At 50.3% G+C, this 17,647-nt stretch carries 11 protein-coding genes; 4 read left to right on the top strand and 7 right to left on the bottom strand.

The features are described from left to right. Positions 1 to 78 precede the first annotated feature (78 nt). Positions 79 to 1,797, top strand: a complete 1,719-nt coding sequence (locus J5A66_RS00355; RefSeq protein ID WP_211790529.1) for a phosphoethanolamine transferase — start codon at positions 79 to 81, stop codon at positions 1,795 to 1,797. Between the two features lie 27 nt (positions 1,798 to 1,824). On the opposite strand, the gene J5A66_RS00350 is transcribed toward J5A66_RS00355, so the two are convergent. The 5 genes from J5A66_RS00350 to J5A66_RS00330 all read right to left on the bottom strand — a co-directional run bounded on the left by J5A66_RS00350 (position 1,825) and on the right by J5A66_RS00330 (position 9,336). After that, positions 1,825 to 4,431, bottom strand: a complete 2,607-nt coding sequence (locus J5A66_RS00350) for a transglutaminase family protein (protein ID WP_211790528.1) — start codon at positions 4,429 to 4,431, stop codon at positions 1,825 to 1,827. Between the two features lie 16 nt (positions 4,432 to 4,447). After that, entirely contained in the window at positions 4,448 to 5,203 is a 756-nt protein-coding gene (locus J5A66_RS00345; RefSeq protein WP_211790527.1) for a copper homeostasis protein CutC, read from the bottom strand. Positions 5,204 to 5,819: 616 nt separating this feature from the next. Further along, on the bottom strand, positions 5,820 to 7,499 hold the full coding sequence (locus J5A66_RS00340; protein WP_211790526.1) for a hypothetical protein: 1,680 nt from the start codon (positions 7,497 to 7,499) through the stop codon (positions 5,820 to 5,822). A gap of 37 nt (positions 7,500 to 7,536) precedes the next feature. After that, on the bottom strand, positions 7,537 to 7,743 hold the full coding sequence (locus tag J5A66_RS00335; RefSeq protein WP_211790525.1) for a hypothetical protein: 207 nt from the start codon (positions 7,741 to 7,743) through the stop codon (positions 7,537 to 7,539). Positions 7,744 to 8,187: 444 nt separating this feature from the next. Beyond that, positions 8,188 to 9,336 (bottom strand): glycosyltransferase family 1 protein, encoded by a 1,149-nt coding sequence (locus J5A66_RS00330; protein ID WP_211790524.1) that lies wholly within the window; start codon positions 9,334 to 9,336, stop codon positions 8,188 to 8,190. A gap of 143 nt (positions 9,337 to 9,479) precedes the next feature. Between J5A66_RS00330 and J5A66_RS00325 the strand changes: the two genes are divergently transcribed. The 3 genes from J5A66_RS00325 to J5A66_RS00315 all read left to right on the top strand — a co-directional run bounded on the left by J5A66_RS00325 (position 9,480) and on the right by J5A66_RS00315 (position 15,854). Further along, positions 9,480 to 10,124 (top strand): DUF4294 domain-containing protein, encoded by a 645-nt coding sequence (locus J5A66_RS00325; protein WP_211790523.1) that lies wholly within the window; start codon positions 9,480 to 9,482, stop codon positions 10,122 to 10,124. A gap of 859 nt (positions 10,125 to 10,983) precedes the next feature. Next, positions 10,984 to 14,235 carry a SusC/RagA family TonB-linked outer membrane protein gene (locus J5A66_RS00320; protein ID WP_211790522.1) on the top strand — a complete coding sequence of 1,084 codons (3,252 nt, stop codon included), beginning with the start codon at positions 10,984 to 10,986 and terminating at the stop codon, positions 14,233 to 14,235. A 35-nt stretch (positions 14,236 to 14,270) separates the two neighbouring features. Continuing rightward, entirely contained in the window at positions 14,271 to 15,854 is a 1,584-nt protein-coding gene (locus tag J5A66_RS00315) for a RagB/SusD family nutrient uptake outer membrane protein (RefSeq protein ID WP_211790521.1), read from the top strand. 532 nt (positions 15,855 to 16,386) lie between these two features. On the opposite strand, the gene ybeY is transcribed toward J5A66_RS00315, so the two are convergent. Together ybeY and coaD are read right to left on the bottom strand one after the other, a co-directional pair. Beyond that, positions 16,387 to 16,818 (bottom strand): rRNA maturation RNase YbeY, encoded by a 432-nt coding sequence (gene ybeY, locus J5A66_RS00310; RefSeq protein ID WP_211790520.1) that lies wholly within the window; start codon positions 16,816 to 16,818, stop codon positions 16,387 to 16,389. A gap of 99 nt (positions 16,819 to 16,917) precedes the next feature. Then, positions 16,918 to 17,355 carry a pantetheine-phosphate adenylyltransferase gene (gene coaD, locus J5A66_RS00305; RefSeq protein ID WP_211790519.1) on the bottom strand — a complete coding sequence of 146 codons (438 nt, stop codon included), beginning with the start codon at positions 17,353 to 17,355 and terminating at the stop codon, positions 16,918 to 16,920. Between the last annotated feature and the right edge of the window lie 292 nt (positions 17,356 to 17,647).

Here is a 17,647-nt window from a genome sequence, read left to right as displayed (position 1 = left end):
ACATCTCGAGAGAATGAACAGCAACAAGACATTCGTCTTGACTCCTCCACTCCTTTCACTCCTAAAAAGAAGAATCCAATGCAACTCCCCCTACCCCATCTAAAAAAACTCCTACATCCCAGCACAACATTCGTGTTCGGGATGTTGGTGCTGTCGCTGCCCAACCTCAGCTTGGCCTACACCGAGCCCGTGCCGTTGGTCTACCGCCTGGTGAACCTTCTGTTGCCCCTCTCGCTCTACGCCGCCGCCCTGAGCTGGTGGCACCGACCCGGGCGAATGCTGTGGGTACTCTTCCCATTGGTGTTTCTTTCGGCCTTTCAAATGGTATTGATCTATCTGTATGGGCATTCGGTTATCGCTGTAGACATGTTTCTCAATCTGCTCACAACCAATCCCGGTGAGGCCGGCGAACTGCTCGACAATCTTCTTCCTGGCATCGTTTTCGTCGTCGTGCTCTACGTCCCCACCCTCGTCCTGGCCGCCCTCTCGGGCTGGCGAGGCAAGCCGCTGGGGAGCCAAGCCACCAGGCGGATTCGCCGGACGGCAGGCGTGGGAGCCACTGTCGGACTGCTTCTGCTGCTCTTCCTCACCGGGAAAGACTATCGCATCGCCAACGATCTCTATCCCGTCAACGTGTTTCAGAACATTCGTCTGGCCGCCCTTCGCACCCAGGCTACGGCGCGATACGGCGAAACGTCGGCGGCATTCCGCTTCGGTGCTCGCTCCGATAGCCCGAAAGACGAACGCGAGGTCTACCTCCTCGTTGTCGGCGAAACTGCCCGCGCACCGCAGTTTCAGCTCTATGGTTACTGCCGGAAGACCAATCCCGAGCTCTCGATGCGGAAAGATCTCTTTGCCTTCGACAAGGTCCTGACCCAATCCAACACCACCCATAAGAGCGTGCCGATGCTCCTTTCGGGCATCTCGGCTGCCAACTACGACAGCATCTATACGCAGAAAAGCCTCATCGAGGCCTTTCGCGAGGCGGGGTTCCACACCGTCTTTCTCTCCAACCAACTGCCCAACCATTCCTTCATCGACTTCTTCGGGCAGGAAGCCGACGAGTGGTGCTTCATCCGTATGCCGCAACCTGCAGGTCGGCCTCCTCTGGGGCGCGGCTACGACGGAGATCTGTTGCCGCTCGTTGACCGCGTACTGCAAAAGAAACGGCGAAAACAACTCATTGTGCTGCACACCTACGGGTCGCACTTCGAATACCGTCAGCGTTACCCGCGCTCCCTGGCTCACTTTCAACCCGACGATGCCAGCGAAGCAACTCCAGGTAATCGGGCCTCGCTGCTCAATACCTACGACAATACCATTCGTGCTACCGACCAATTGCTCTCCCGCCTCATCGCCCGTCTTGAGGCGGAGAACACCGTCTCAGCACTGCTCTATACCTCAGACCATGGCGAGAATCTCTTCGACGACGACCGGCATCTCTTCCTCCATGCCTCGCCCATTCCCTCCTGCTTCGAGCTGCATGTGCCGCTCCTGGTTTGGCTCTCGCCCCGCTATCGGTCCCAACGAGAAACGGTTGTTAAGGCTCTTTCCGCCAACCTCCACCGCCCCGTGGCCACCAGTCTGTCCGTCTTCCACACCTTCCTCCATCTCGCCCGGCTGCGTACGCCCCGCCTTCGTCTGCACCATTCGGTGGCCAGCGCACTCTATCGGCCCGCTCCACTCCTCTATCTCAACGATCATAACGAGCCCATTCCGCTTCGGCAAATGCTCAAAGACGACCGCGACCGGCTCTATCTCCAGCAAATAGGCGTAGAGAAAGAAGCCGGTCGGTAGACGAGAGAAAAACCCGAGGCGAACCGCTTAGAGTCTGGCCGCCACCTTTTCGAGTTGCTCTCCCAGTCCGATGGTGTAGCCCTGCGAGATGAAGACCACCCGATTAAAAGTATCAGCGATGAGGAAAATAGGCGAGAGCGTGGGACTGTCGAGCTTTAATGCCGCAGCCACCGATCGACGGATGCGCCCATCCGGATCGATACCCAGGATGAGACGGGAGGGCAGAGTGCCGAAATTCTCGGAGCGGAACCGCTCTAACTCGCGTTCGTTGGCAAAGAGAAATACAAACGGTCGCTGCCAGTTATCGAGTGTCGCCTTAGCCTTTGCCAAGTCGCGCAGCGCATGATTGGAGGGTTCTTCACCCATCCCCAGCAGAGCCACAACGAAATAGCCGCGACCCGTCTGCGAGAGAAGACTTACCTCCTGCCCATCTTTCACAAACTTCGACTCACTGTCGAAACTACCGATAACGCTGATTTCGCTCTCCGAATGACGCATCACGAGTGGCAATTCCGTCGTTTCGCCCGCCCGAATATTGAAAAACTGATAGGCCGCAAGCACCCCACCACTGGCCAGTCGGGTGCCCGACACCAACAGATAAGTGCCCTCATCCAGCACCGTTCCCTCTCGAAAAGTATTGCTCCAGGTAGTTCCCTCGCCTCCATCGGCACTTCCTTCCTCAAAATTAAGCAGCCGAGCCCGCCCGTTTTCTATTTTGCTGAGGGTGAAATGACTGTAATATTTAGGATCGTCGGGCAGCCCCTTAGCAGCAGCATACATCAGTTTCAACCGCCCTGTAGCCGCCGTTTTCTGTTCCTCGGTTTCGAAATTCACGTCCCTCCAAACACCTTTTTCCCGATATTGCACCTTCGACGTCACGGCATCTTTACGCGCTTCAATGCCCAGACTTCGGGCCATACTCACGAAAAAGATGTCGCGCGACCGACTATCCGTCAGTCTCGACCGCCACACCCCTATCGGAGTCTGTGCAATTCGCAGAGCCTTCGTGTCAGGATTCAGGCGGATATGCCTCCGCGTCCATGCCACAAGCCGTGCCGGATCTTGGCGGAAGCCTTGCGAAACACTGTCGGGAAAAGCTCGCTCGAAGGCCCGTTTGTAGGGTAGCACCAGCATCTCGTCTTCCACCCGAGGATCTAACTGGTCGCTTTCGGCCAGGAAATGATCTTCGAGAATAGACAGCGAGATGTCGTGCAGATCTTTATCGCAGAGGGTAGACAGAAGTTTTTCTACCCGCAGCGGCCGATCCGGATGTCGATTGATAAAGCGTTCGATAGTTCGCCAATTACCTCTTGCACGCCGCAGATAGTTCTCCAAACCATGATTAGCACCACCTTGATAGAACGTAGCCTCATAACTCTTCCTGATACGGTCCTCCTCGGCCAATCGCTTCCTGTTTTTCTCGGCCATCTCCTCCGGCACTTGGGGCATCTGGGTACAAGATGCGGGCGGAACGATGTCCAGCGAATCCAACGCTCCCACGCGTTGTTCCGCCTCCATCTTTTCGTTTCTGGTCAGCCGGATGGTCAGCTCCTTATCCTTTCCGAACGAAGCCTTAACCCATCCGTAGGCCCCGTTCTTCGATGCCCATACCACCATATCACCCCTACCCGCTGTGAGAAACGTGCGTCCGTGCTGATCAGTGTATTTATTGACCGCCGTATAAAACTCCGCGTAATTATAGATTTTGAATTCCACCTGCGCCCCTTCCACCGGTTCTCCTGCGGCACTCACCACCTGGAAGTCGATGCGAGCAGTAGGCGCATAGTTGCCGATGAGGTTGATTTCGGTATAGTTCGATGTGCGCAGCATCACCTCCTCGTCGCCCCGATAGTCGCCAAACGCCTTCGTGTGCATCAGTAAGGCACGCGAAGCAGGCTGATTAAACCATCCCAAGTCGAGCACAGGTTCCGGCTCACAAGCCCCGATGAAGTGCCACTCTCCGTCTGCCCACGCCTCTACCCAGGCATGATTGTCGTCAGTATGCGCCCAACGTGGCGTGTAAACCTGTCTGGCCGGGATTCCCACGGCCCGCAATGCCGCCACAGCAAAAGTACTTTCCTCGCCGCAACGTCCAATGGCCGTCTTCATACAAGCCAGCGGCGAGAGCGTGCGGGCATTGGATGGCTGATACGTCACATGCTCATGGCACCAGTGGTTCACCTCCAATATCGCCTCTTTCATGCTCAATCCGCTCACCCTCTCCCGCAGTTCGCCATACAACACCATGCGGGCACTATCCAGATTTTCGTTGTTCACCCGTATGGGCAGCACAAAATGGCGGAAGAGAAGCTCGGGAACGCTTCCTCCCCACGGCATGGTGCGGCGCACCTTTAACGTCGTGCGCACGTTGTCGAGAAAGAAAGAAGTGGGATAATCCGTAACATCAGCCACCGGCATATAGGCATATAAAAACTCGAGAGCCTCTTTCTCCTCCACAGTAGGCCGTAAACCCTCAAGGCAGAAGAAGCCCTTGCCTACAAGATTCATCTTCTGATGAAAAGCCTTCTCCACCACTACACGATAGCGAACATCGGAAATGAAGTGTTCCGATGCTACCATTTGCAGACAGCAAAGACACATACCCATCAGCAAAATCGCAAATCTTCTCTTCATCTTCTTTACTTCCTTGTTAAGCCAGAGCCGCAATCGTGTGCATCACTCTTCGGGCAGTAGTCACCTCGATATATTTTTCATCATATTCTCTTGTACCCATCAACACTCCCTTGTCCATGTAACTACAAGGCGAGGGTATACTTTCGCGGGCCGAGAAATGGAACTCCTGAATATTGGTTTCCACATAAATCTTGAAAATGTTGCGTTCGTTCACGCCACATCCGGCCATCACGGAGAGACGGTTTCCGGCTCTTTTTTGTAGTTCGTACAGCAAACGAATACCCTTTTCGGCCGTGCGCTGCTGTCCAGAGGTGAGCACACGGTCCACGCCCAGTTCCACTAAGCATTCCAAAGCCTCGTAAGGTTTGCTGCAACGGTCGAACGCCCGATGAAAGGTGACAGACATATCGCCCGCCTGATGCTTCAGGATCGCATTTTTCTCCATGTCTATTTCGCCCCCTGCGGTAAGACATCCGAACACCACTCCATCCACACCCGCTCGCCTACACAGGTCGATGTCGGCCAGCATGCGTTTCATTTCTAAGTCCGAGTAGGTGAAATCGCCCCCTCTCGGCCGTATGATCACATGCAATCGGGTGCGGTTGAGCACCTCTCGGGCAGCCATGATCTCGCCATACGAGGGTGTTGTCCCTCCTTCGGGTATGCTGGCGCAGAGCTCCACTCGGTTGGCACCGCCTTCTTGGGCAGCCAAACAGCTCTCCACGCTATTGGCGCACACTTCAAATTGCAATAGGTTGTTGGTTGGATTCATACTTCGTTCTTTTCAATGGTCGTTTATTTTGTTTTCCGAAGTAGGCGTTTTCACGCCCAACAAGAGACAGAGCAACATTTTTTCAAGGTGCTCTTTCAAAGAATTTTCATACCCAAGGCTCGGTCATAGAACAGGTTTCAAAAGCCAAAAGACAACAGCTCTTCCATGGGGAGTCGGTGCAACGCAGGCTCGACACCACCCGTTGCACGGCAAAGATACGAATTATATTTGACAATAATCGTTTTAAATTGATAACTTTAAAAGATTATAAGTTTCGAATCTCGGACTTAGGATCTTGAATAATCTATTCTTTCTTGGCAAGATTGCAGGGCCTTTCCTTTTTAAAAGGATACATTCTCTTACAACGAAACTGCGTGAACAAACTTGATTTTATCGATTTAATTTAATAAAAATCTTGTTGCTTTGAACCATTAACCAAAGAGAAGAAAGTTAAGGAAGAAAAAACAATCTCCCCTATCAGAAGACCTGAAAACTGATGTTTTGAGAATCAACCGACAGGGGAGAAAGCTCAAAAGGTACTTTTTGAGCAGTATGTACCCATTTTTAAATGCTTCTTAGAAATGAATGAGCAAAGAATGGGTGTAGAAATCTTCTTTTAAGACTTCTTGATGATGAATGGGCGAACACGCATAAGTGTTTTTTTAGGATTACCTGCCCACCACGCACCATACTGATTTTGTGGATAAAAAATGACGTGTAGAGCACTTGTTACAGAGTATTCTGAGCTCGACCAATACCAACCTGCTGTCCCTCCATTTTTATACCATAGAGGAGAAGTGCCTCCGGCTTGAACAAATACGGTCTTTACAAGGGGTGTATCCCAATGAATAGAGGTGCTTCCGCCCCAATTGGTCAGTTTGGTTGCATCATAATTACCCAATGCAATGAAGGCAACTTTCCATTCGCCAATTGTCGGTAGATACCATTCGCTAAGTTTTCCAGCAGGAGCTGTCAATGTATGCAAGGGCTGGTAATGCCCGGCTTGGTAAAAAGCAGGGAAGTTAACCGGATCGTTTGCTTTGACAAGGTGAGTGGGAAGGGTAGTCGATGCAGTCCAGGTGAGGTTGTAACCATCATAATTATTATACCAAGCAGTGAAGCCTTGATACATGTGCGGGGTCTGTTGTTGCGTTGGATCTGTGCTCCACCAATAGCCATTTGCTGACCCTGCGTCGGTCAATGCAATAGCTTTGTCAGTACTGACCATTGCTGCAACGGCTTTCTTTCCTTGAATATTTCCCCATGCCAATGTACCAGTTGTGCCATCAGAGAAGAGATATTGGAATTTATATAGCAATCGTGCCTTAATAATATACGACTTGTTAGGAAGCATAGACGATAAGCCTTTCAGTGCTATCTTCGCACCGGCAACATCGCGACGATAGAGCTTATCCCCACTGGTCATTACCATTTGGAACTTCGTGGCATCGGTTTCGGGAAAGTAATACTGCCAGTTCTTACTCAGAGCAGCATAAGTATAGTTCGCTGCTTCCTCAGTGGCATCTGCCAAAGCGTAGGTATCTTTCACCTCACCTGTGGTGTAAGTAATAGACGTTGGATTAGCTGCTGTAAAGGTTGCTACTGCCCGTTGTTGTGTAGCAGTAGCCAACAGTTGAGTTGTTGCCTTGATATTTTTGATGGGCCAATAGGTTTCCAACTTGATCTTTGCCCGCGCAGTGAGGTGTTTCAACTCAAAATCCACCTGTTGTTTCGGATCTTGGTTAATGCTCTTTCCTTGTAAAACAGCCACTAAAGCATCACCGCGTTTCACGCTGAAAGAAGCAGTGGCAGCATGATAGGTCACTTGTTCGTTCACACAAATAAAGTCATATGTCCCATGAGGAAGATACATCTTGCCTGTCGAAGAAAGCTTTCCACCAGCCATAGTACATGTCAGTGAGCCTTTTAGTGCTCCGCTTTGGAAAGCATAGATGTGATAAGTGCCCTCTTGCAGAGGTTCGGTGGCACGTGTTGTTGCCCGTGGAAGAGCAACCGAAGAGTCTGCCTCGACACTTACTTCGGCTTCCAGTCCGTTTCCGATGTCTACCGTATCTCGAATAGTAGAGATGGCACGCGTGTCTATTTCCACTGCCGACTCGAAAGTTTCTTCTCTCAACGAGAAGCTGACGTTACCAGCATTTATCACCTGATTGTTTTGAATCTCTTGGTCTGTATCGTTGCTGCAGGATACTGCCAACCAGCCCCAAAATAGCAAGCCGACAGTTATTGTTAATTTATTTCTTCTCATTTTCTTATTAAAGGTCTTCATATTCATTTTTTATTATCCTTTCATTGAAATCTACCTTTTAGGTTTACAGTTCGTCTTCACCTCCTTCTTCGATTTCTTCTTCCTCCCATTGCTGTTGTCGGTTACCTGTTTCAGAACCCGTTACAGATGAGCAGATCAATCCTTCGCTCTCTATCTTTATCACTTTACACATAGGCACGGTATATAACATTTTGTCGTTTACCTGTTGAAGAAGTTCTTCAACTCTTCTTAAATTTACTCTTCTGTTCATTTTCCTATTGAGTTTAATTCTAAAAGAAATCTATTGAATAACACACAAATCAGCATAGGAATTCCGTAGAATTTCTATGCTGATTATTTTTCTAAGTATAAGTTTGTAACTTACGCACGCATACACGCAAACATCTATATGTCGCTCGAATGTGTGTGTGTGTGTGTGTGTGTGTGTGTGTGTGTGTGTGTGTGTTAGCAAATTATTTGAGACAGCCAAATAATTTGCACGAGAAGTTGCAGAAAAGATGGGACTTTTCTGCAACTTATCATTATTAAAACAAGTCGATATTCTTGCTTTCACGCAGGCAAAGGTAGTGATTATAATCGAGATAGACAAGATTTCGATTTATTCATCTTTTCGGATCCGAAGCGTTTACAAGGAAAGGATAAAGATACAGACAGCTGTTTCTTCCCACTTCCCGACCTGTTCACACAGCGTTCGTCATCTTCCCATCTGTCGATACAGATTTTTCACTTGGCTGGCCACATCTTTATTTTCAAACTTCCGCACATAAGCTCGGCTTTTCTCGATGCGTTCGTCTCTTCCGGGGGCACCTTTCAGCGATTGATGCAGGGCGTGAGCCATCCCTTCCACGTCGTCCGGGGCCACGTATAGACAGTGCGGACCGCCCGCTTCCTCCAGACACGAACCCGTGCAGGCCACCACCGGCAGACCGCTTTGTATGGCTTCGATGATGGGCAAACCGAATCCTTCGTAGCGAGAGGGATAAACAAAGGCCTCGGCCAACTGATAGACGGCGGGCAGATCTTCGTTGCACACGCCATGAAGGAAGTGCAACCGAGGAGCCACCCCCAACCGCTGGGCCTGCCTTTTCACCTTTTCTCCATAGCCGGTGCACCGTCCTACCACCACCAAATGCACATCCTCGGGTAGTAACGGCAGAGCCTTGACGGCCAAGAGGATGTTTTTCCGCGCCTCGATGGTACCCACGTTGAGCACGAAACGCGCAGGAAGTTGCCACCGCCGGGCCACCTCGTGCAGATGCTTCTCCGCCTGACGACCGGCGAATCTCGTGCCGCAGCTTTGATAAATCACTTCGATTCGTTCGGCCGGAAAACGTCCCAGCTCCACAATATCGCGCTTGGTACACTCGCTGATAGCGATGATACGCTGCGCCTCCTTCAGCGTTTGGCGAAACTTACGGGTATAGATCCACGCGTCCCACCAATGATAATACTCGGGATGACGCATAAAGATCAGGTCGTGTATGGTGACAATGGCCGGTATGCCCGCCTTGCGGATGCCCTGTGGAAGTTCGCCCGAGAGGCCGTGGAAGAGGCAGACGCCGTCTCTTTTCAAGTCTTCCACGATGCCTTTGCTGCGCCACCAAGCCTTGGTCAGTGCGTTTCGGGCCCGCACGGGGTAAACCCACTGCACGTTACGAGCTGTTGTGAGCTGACTGGTGAGTTCTTTTCGGCCTTCGTCGGGTGCGTAGAGCAGCAACCGAAGGTCGTCTCCCAAGGCCGACAACGCATTGACCAGCGTCCGACCATAAGCTCCAAGCCCCGTTCCGTTGCGAACAATGCGTTTGGCATCAAAGCCAACAATCGTTTTTCTTTCTGCATTCATCGTGCTGCAAAGTTACAAATTAATATCGCAACGCCCTTTCCAACAAAAAATAATGGCTATTTTTGCAGCACATTATCTGTTGTGAAGCGAGCGTCCGAAAGCGGAATCTTCGCCGAAAAGACAAGCATCAAAGAGGAAAAAAGATGAAACGCCAACTGTTACTCCTGCTCCTGGCCCTGTGCTGGACCTGTATATTGCCGGCTCAAAGCCCCGACCCACAACCTGTGAACCCCGAAGATCGGGAGGTAGACATGAACAATCCCACCTTCGTACCGATGGTGCGGGTGAGCAAAGTGTTGCAAAATGGCGACAGCATTCCTTATGTCGAACTCAACAACGTGTATGTTTATCCGCCTCTCGAACTGAAAGACGAACGCCAGCGGGCCGCTTACAATCGCCTGGTTTATAACGTCAAGAAGGTGTTGCCCATTGCCAAAGAGTGCAATCGGATGATTATTGAGACCTACGAGTATCTTCAAACCCTGCCCAACAAGAAAGCACGAGAGGCGCATATGAAGAAAGTGGAGGCCGACATCAAACGAGAATACACCCCAAGGATGAAGAAACTCACCTACGCACAGGGAAAACTGCTCATCAAACTGGTCTACCGCGAATGCAGTTCCTCGTCCTACCATCTCATCCAAGCCTTTCTTGGCCCCGTACGCGCCGGTTTTTACCAAACCTTTGCCTGGTTTTTCGGAGCCAGTTTGAAGAAAGAGTATGAGCCGGAAGGGGTCGATCGACTCACTGAACGAGTGGTTTTGCAAGTGGAAGCTGGGCAGATTTAATGGGCAATGAAGCCACGAATCATGGAAAGAACAAATCCAAACTGCTCCCACCTCTCTAACTAAGGAGACCCAAACAAACATCCCTTTAGGCTTGTGGATCGTCCCCAACTGATGCAGAAGTTAAAAACACACTATACAAAAGCTAAGAGATGGGATGGCAAAAGCTAAGAAAACGCATTGCGTTTTCTTAGCTTTTGCGCCTCGTTTTCTTAGCTTTTGAAATACGCTTAGTAACATCTTGAAATTCAAACACTTACCGACCCTTAAGATCAATCTCAAATTCTTTTACGCCAACAACCGCATTTCAGTTAACCCATTTCCCGGTTTGCTCGAGGCCTTTCTTACATACAATGGCACCAACAGACCAACCCCATGGGGTTGTTGGTGAGCATGCATTCACCTACTCCTCCCCTCTTTACCACTCATTTCTCTCCTCCTGACTACTTCATCACCCCCCATTCTGACACTTCGCTTCAAGAGGCCGACACACATCACATAACAAATAAGAAGAAAAAAGGGTGAAAACAGAGCCTAACTCGCATAAATATGCAGGATTATAACATTTTATTGGATTAAAGATAACTTTTTTAAAAAAACTTTTGTTTTTACATGCAAAGTGCCTATTTTTGCAAAAAGTTCATGTTTTCAGGCTAATTGATTGACAAGAAATCTTCTTTACGAAGGATTGTTAGCAAAGTGTCAGAATCTATTCTTTTCACCCCTTCTCCGACGGGAGCTATCAGGCAACACAACAAACAACTGTTGTAGAGCCGGGGAAAAGACGTCGACAGACGATCAACAACCGACATTCAAAAATCAGAAATAACGTTTTTAAGTAGTAATTTTTAAAAGAGGTTTTATGAAAAAAAGACTAACAATGCTTCTTGCCAGTCTCTTCCTGTTTGTGGGAGCGGCATTGGCACAGGTTCAAGTCAGCGGCGTCGTCACGTCTTCTGAAGACGGCGAACCCATCATCGGAGCTTCCGTGAAGGTGGTAGGCACCAAGACAGGAACTGTTACCGACCCTACGGGCAGCTTCAAACTCGAAGTTCCCAATACGAATGCTCGTTTAGAAGTGTCGTATGTCGGCATGATGACCAAGACCGTCAAGGCAGAACGACAGCTGAAAGTGACCCTCGACCCCGACAACCGCAACTTAGACGAAGTGGTGGTGGTGGCCTATGGCACTGCGAAAAAGTCGGCCTACACGGGTGCAGCCTCTGAAATCAAAGCCGATAAAATTGTCAATCGGCAGACGTCTAACATCACTTCGGCCCTCGTTGGCTCGATGGCCGGCGTGCAAGTGATACAGGACAACGGACAGCCGGGACAGGAAATGACCATCCGTGTGCGGGGTGTCAGCTCGATTAACGGCAGTATGAAACCGCTGTATGTGGTAGACGGCGTTCCCTTTGACGGCGAACTCTCGTCGATCAACCCCTCGGACATCGAGAAAATCACTACCCTCAAAGATGCCGTTTCTACCTCTCTCTATGGTTCGCGCGGTGCTAATGGCGTGGTGATGATTACCACCAAACGCGGACAATTGGGCCGGGCCAAGATCAATGTCGATGCCAAATGGGGAGCTACGTCGAGAGAATTGCCCAACTACGACGTCATCAAAGACCCAAAAACCTATTACGAACTGCTCTACAAAGGCTATTACAACACGTATTTGGGAAGCGGTCGCACCGCAGCTCAGGCCCATTCGCTGGCCAACAGCCGCATTTTGCAACGCGCAACAGGTTATCGCATCTGGACTTTGCCCCGCGGTGAAAGTCTCGTGAACGAAGATGGCACGCTCAACAGTAAGGCTACACTGGGCTATAGCGACGGAAAGAACTTCTTCACAGTGGACGATTGGGAAAAAGAATCGTTCAAAACCACACTCCGACAGGAGTATAACGTTAACGTTTCGGGCGCCTCCGACGCATTCAACTATTACACCTCCTTCGGCTATCTCAACGACCAGGGTATCATTAAAGGCTCGGGCTTCGAGCGTCTTTCGGCTCGTAGCAACTTAGAATACAAGGCTCGACCCTGGCTCACAATAGGTTCGAACATCGCTTTCATCCATATCAACAGTGCCAAACCGGGAAATCAGGACGGCAACAATACCAGTAGCTCGGCCAATGTCTTCAATATAGCCTACACCCTGGCCCCTGTTTATCCGATGTATGTGCGCGGTACGGATGGCAACATCCTGTATAACACCACGACAGGAAAGAAGATCTACGACTACGGAGACGGTAGCAGTACGGCGTTCACACGTAACCATATGTCGATTGCCAACCCTATCGGTTCGCTGGTTTACGACAAACGCGAGTTCCTTCACGACATCTTCGAGGGCAACTGGTTTGCTCGCTTCGACCTGACCCATGGCTTTACGGCCACGGCACGCCTGGGTGTGAACACCGATAATATGGTTTATCACCTCTCACGCAACCCGCTTTACGGACAATCAGCCGCAAACGGCGGCGACAACTCGGGCGAACTCAACCGCGAGTCGGCCTTTACTCATCAGTATCTGCTCAACTATGCCAACAGCTTCGGCAAGCATAACGTTAGTGCTGTGGCCGGTTTTGAAGGCTATCTCTACAAGTTCGAGGCCATCTCGGCTCAAGGACAGAACCTCTATAAGCTCAACGACTACACCGTAGGAAATACCATCGACCAACGAAGCGGCGACGGACAGATACACGAATACCGCACGGCAGGTATCTTCTTTAGCGGTAATTACAACTTCGAAGAGCGTTTCTTCCTGAGCTTAGGCTATCGTCGGGATGGCACTTCGGCCTTTTCGAAAGACAATAGATGGGGAAACTTCGCCAATATCGGCTTGGGTTGGAACCTGAAAAAGGAGAGTTGGCTTAGCAATGTCGACGCATTGGACTTGCTAAAGGTGCGCGCCTCGTTCGGACAGACGGGTAATGACAACCATTTGCAAAGCCTCAGCGACGTAGATCAAGACTTTGCCAACTACACTTTCTATGCTTACGAAGACCAATACAAAGTGACGGGATCGAATGGGGTGTTCTCCGACGCGATGTTGAGATACAAAGGAAATCCCAATCTCAAGTGGGAGAAGACCAATGCCTTTGACTTCGGAGCGGATTATTCGCTTTGGAAAGGCCGGCTCTCAGGTTCTTTGGACTTCTATTACCGAGCAACGAGCAATCTTCTCGACTTTAAAAAGGTGGCTTTGTCTAACGGTTACAGTGCCTATCCCGTCAATATGGGAACCGTTCAGAACTATGGCATTGAACTGGAAGCCAATTACGAGATCATCAAACGTAAGGACGTGAACTGGAATGTGTCGCTGAATGCCACCTGGATGGGCAACCGCATTCAGTCGCTTTCAGCCGATTACGACAACGGACGTTACATTACGGCCAACAGAATGTATCGCGAGGGTGGAGCTATCTACAACTTCTACCTCGTAGAATATGCCGGTGTAGACGCCGCGACAGGTAAAGCTCTCTACAAAGGAGCCAAAACCACGACCGATGCAAACGGAAACGAGGTGGCACAAACCGATGCCAACGGCAACATTATAGAAGAGTTGACCGACAATTGGCAGAACGCTTTCAAATATAACCGTAAGGAAACGGGCAACATTCTGCCCAAGGTGTACGGCGGTTTCAGTTCGACGGTGAACTGGAAGGGCATTGATTTATCGCTGCAAACCAGTTATCAGTTAGGCGGAAAGCTGTTAGACACGGGCTATGAGTTCTTTATGAGCAGCGGTTCCGACTTCAAAGGCGGACAGGGAGTTCACAAAGACCTACTTAAATCCTGGACTTTGGCCAATCCATCGACCGATGTTCCGCGCTTCAACCTCACCGACGACTATGCCAGTGCTCGTTCTTCGCGCTTCCTGATCACGTCGAACTTCTTCTCGATCGACAACATCACGTTGGGCTACACCCTGCCCCGGCAGTGGCTGAGCTCAGCAGGCATCGAGCAATTGCGCGTCTACTTCGCCGCCGACAACCTCTATGTCTTCAGCGGTCGTAAAGGAATGGATCCGCGCCAGACCTTCACAGGCGCCAACAACCGGCAATATTCGGCCCGCAGAACCCTGTCGCTGGGCGTGAAACTGGGCTTCTAACATTTCATCATCACACATTCAATAAAGATTAGAACATGAAAATTTCAAGATATATATCGATGCTGGCAGGAGCTGCTCTCTTAGGGAGCTGCCTCGACACGGCACCTTTAGGAGACACCATCACAGAGGCACAGAAGAAGCAAACCATAGAAGACCAGCCCAAAAGGCTTGCTGCCGGCGTTTCGGGAGCATTGGCCAACTTCTATGCTTACAAGCAAACGGTGAAGACACATGCCGACTTCGGCTACCCCGCCATTATGCTTATCCTCGAATCGAGAGGCGTAGACATGGTGTCGGAAGACATCGGTTACAACTGGTTTTCAAGCCCTTTGACCTACGCCGACGTGAATTATACCAGTAGCAGCAACAAGATCATCTGGCAAACACTTTACAATCAGATACGAAGTGCCAATGATGTGACCGCAAAAGTGGACGCAACAACCACCAATAAGCAGTATCAGTTCAACCTGGCACAGGCTTACACCGTGCGGGCGTTCGACTATTTCAAGCTCGTTCAGATCTATCAGCAAACCTATGGCTCGATAGATCCCGACAAAAAACTGGGCGTTCCCCTCATCACCGAGAAGAATCAAAACACGGCAAAAGAAGAAGGATGCGCCCGTGCAACGGTGAAAGCGACCTATCAGCAGATTCTTGACGACCTCAACAACGCCGTGACGCTGTTCAACAGCTCAGGAATCGAGCGCGACGACAAACGTTATGCCAACGAATATGTGGCTCGCGCCATCCGCGCCCAGGTGTATCTCACGATGAAGAACTACAGTGCGGCTCTGACCGATGCCGAATACGTCATCAACAACAGCGGAGCCACGCCCTATTCGCAGAACGATGCTGCCAAGCCTACCTTCGTTTCGATCAACGACGACTCGTGGCTTTGGGGCATTAAGACGGCCGAAACGGACGACGTAGTTCAGAGTCAGATCGTCAACTTCCCCTCTCACATGGGCTCATTGTGCTTCGGTTACGCCAGTGTAGGGTCTTGGCGCAGGGTGAATAAGAAGCTTTACAACAGCATTCCCTCGACAGATGTACGCAAAGGCTGGTTCCTCGACGCCGACACCTTATCTTCCAACCTCTCAGCAGCCCAACAAAGCTACGTCATCGCCGAGGTAGGGGCTCCGCCTTACGCTCAAGTGAAGTTCAATGCCTATAAGGGCGTGTTGGGACAGAGCATCAACGCATCGGATATTCCCTTGATTCGCATCGAAGAAATGTATTATATCAAAGCCGAAGCCGAAGCCATGGGCGGTAATCCCACAGCGGGTGCTGCCACGCTCACCAGCTTTGTAACGACCTATCGCAACCCTTCGTACACCTTTACGGGCACAACGGCGGCCCAGGTGCAAGAAGAGGTGTTCCAACAGAAGCGAATAGAGTTCTGGGGAGAAGGCATTATCTGGTTCGACTACATGCGTTTGGGCAAAGCATTCGACCGTCGTGGCGGTGGCTTCGAAGCCGCATCATGCTACAATATCCCTGCCGGCGACAACGCTTTGATTTATCCGCTGCCCTTAGACGAGGTGCAATACAACAAGAAGATTGGCAATGCCAACAACAATCCCACAGCCTCTAAGCCCACAGCCGTGGCAGACATCTAAGGATTCTTCCCGAAAAAACGTGCCCCACAGTGGCTCATCAGCCACTCCGGCACAAAAACCCAGGCATCATACGATGGCCTGAGAAAAAGAAAAAGACCTGCTCCTCGGGGCAGGTCTTTTTCCTTTTTTCGGCTCATCAGCAACAAAATCGTGTATCGTTTTTGAAAGGGCCTCTCTCTTTTTATCCATTTTACGCCAACTCGGAATCACCAACCATCCGGTAAAGGTTGGTTGATCCAAGCCTCTAAGTGAAGGAATGGGGAAAAGAATGTTCGCCCTTCTAAGTGAAAGGGAGGGGCCATGACTACGCCCATTGGGCATCATCAACTGCCCTCACAGGATGGTTTGCGCAAAAATATTGGAGATTTCTCTCCTGCCTCGGTAAGCGTCTGATGGTAAGGATGTTACGAAGCATTTTTCAAAAGCTAAGAAAACGACGCACAAAAGCTTAGCTTTTAGCGTGCATTTTCTTAGCTTTTGGAAGCCATTTTCTTAGCTTTTGCAAAACGAACACAAAGAGGCGGCAGGATCTTCAACCCTTGGCGGTCGAGGCAGATCTGAGCGCCAGGGCCCGGTTTTCGGCCGCTTCCATGAGCTCTCGCTCGCCGGGAGCCTTGTCGTTAAGCCCACAAAGATGCAAGATGCCATGGATGATGACACGGTGAAGCTCGTCTTCGTAGGTCTTGCCAAACTTCTCTGCGTTGGTACGAACCGTGTCTACGCTGATAAAAATGTCGCCGTTCACGGTGTCGTCTTCATCGTAATCGAAGGTGATGACATCGGTATAATAGTCGTGTCCAAGGTATTCATTGTTTACTTGGAGCATTTTCTCGTCGTCGACAAAGCAATAGCCCACCTCGCCCACTCGTTTTCCGTAACTGGCAGCCACGGTTTTGATCCAGGCAGAAGTGTCTCTTCTCTTGATTTTCGGCATCTTCACGCCGTCTGTGTTATAGGTAATCATAAGCTGTTGTTTCTTTTTCGTGAGATATAAAAAGACCCTTTCCAATGTTCCCACAGGCGTTATGCTCGTCTGTTGGAAGGGTGTCGGGATGCAAGACCTTTAGGGAAGAAACTCTTTTGCGTCTCTTCCGAAATGAATGAGTTCGCGAACAAGCGACGAACTGACACTCTCCCACCGCGGTTCGGCATAAAGAAAAAGGGTTTCGATGCCGCCTATCTGTCGATTGATGTCGGCCTGTTCGCGTTCGTATTCAAAGTCTTTCACGCTCCGCACACCTTTAATGATGAACCATGCACCCTCCCGATGGGCAAAATCTACGGCCAAATCGTTATACGCTTTCACCTCGATTTTGTTGTTTCCGGCGTAAATCTGAGCGATGGTTTTCACCCTAACCTCGGCACTATACATATATTTCTTGCGCTCGTTGACGCCCACTCCGATGACAAGTCGGTCGAAAAGGGGAAGCGCACGCCGCACAATCGAATCGTGACCCAGGGTAAAAGGGTCGAAACTACCTATAAAAAGTCCTGTTCTCATTTGGAATTCTAACGACTCAAACATCTGTCCACACGGGACCTAACCCTGCAAAAATACGCCATTTCCGCAAGACTTACAAATTTACTACTCATTTTAACGGCGATTCCATCGACCACAACCGCCCGCCCAAATCCCCTCAAACAACCGAAAGAAGCGACCACTCTACCAAGCCTGCGCCGCGCTTTTGAGGAAAAGAGTTTGTGCATTCGACAGAAATACGTACTTTTGCAAAGGATAAAAGAGGTGTGTTTCAAGGGGATAACGCTTATCGCCCGCACACCCCGCTCTTTGC

Source organism: Prevotella sp. oral taxon 475 (genome assembly GCF_018127805.1).
Taxonomy (GTDB): Bacteria; Bacteroidota; Bacteroidia; order Bacteroidales; family Bacteroidaceae; genus Prevotella.
The sequence above is the reverse complement of the archived record's forward strand: the minus strand, read 5'-3'. Positions and strand labels throughout refer to the sequence as shown.

What these genes read in the sequence shown, in the direction of transcription:
- J5A66_RS00330 (WP_211790524.1), bottom strand. Translation starts at nt 9,336, where the DNA reads ATGAATGCAGAAAGAAAAACGATTGTTGGCTTTGATGCCAAACGCATT.
- J5A66_RS00320 (WP_211790522.1), top strand. Translation starts at nt 10,984, where the DNA reads ATGAAAAAAAGACTAACAATGCTTCTTGCCAGTCTCTTCCTGTTTGTG.
- ybeY (WP_211790520.1), bottom strand. Translation starts at nt 16,818, where the DNA reads ATGATTACCTATAACACAGACGGCGTGAAGATGCCGAAAATCAAGAGA.
- coaD (WP_211790519.1), bottom strand. Translation starts at nt 17,355, where the DNA reads ATGAGAACAGGACTTTTTATAGGTAGTTTCGACCCTTTTACCCTGGGT.
- J5A66_RS00315 (WP_211790521.1), top strand. Translation starts at nt 14,271, where the DNA reads ATGAAAATTTCAAGATATATATCGATGCTGGCAGGAGCTGCTCTCTTA.
- J5A66_RS00325 (WP_211790523.1), top strand. Translation starts at nt 9,480, where the DNA reads ATGAAACGCCAACTGTTACTCCTGCTCCTGGCCCTGTGCTGGACCTGT.
- J5A66_RS00350 (WP_211790528.1), bottom strand. Translation starts at nt 4,431, where the DNA reads ATGAAGAGAAGATTTGCGATTTTGCTGATGGGTATGTGTCTTTGCTGT.
- J5A66_RS00335 (WP_211790525.1), bottom strand. Translation starts at nt 7,743, where the DNA reads ATGAACAGAAGAGTAAATTTAAGAAGAGTTGAAGAACTTCTTCAACAG.
- J5A66_RS00340 (WP_211790526.1), bottom strand. Translation starts at nt 7,499, where the DNA reads ATGAATATGAAGACCTTTAATAAGAAAATGAGAAGAAATAAATTAACA.
- J5A66_RS00345 (WP_211790527.1), bottom strand. Translation starts at nt 5,203, where the DNA reads ATGAATCCAACCAACAACCTATTGCAATTTGAAGTGTGCGCCAATAGC.
- J5A66_RS00355 (WP_211790529.1), top strand. Translation starts at nt 79, where the DNA reads ATGCAACTCCCCCTACCCCATCTAAAAAAACTCCTACATCCCAGCACA.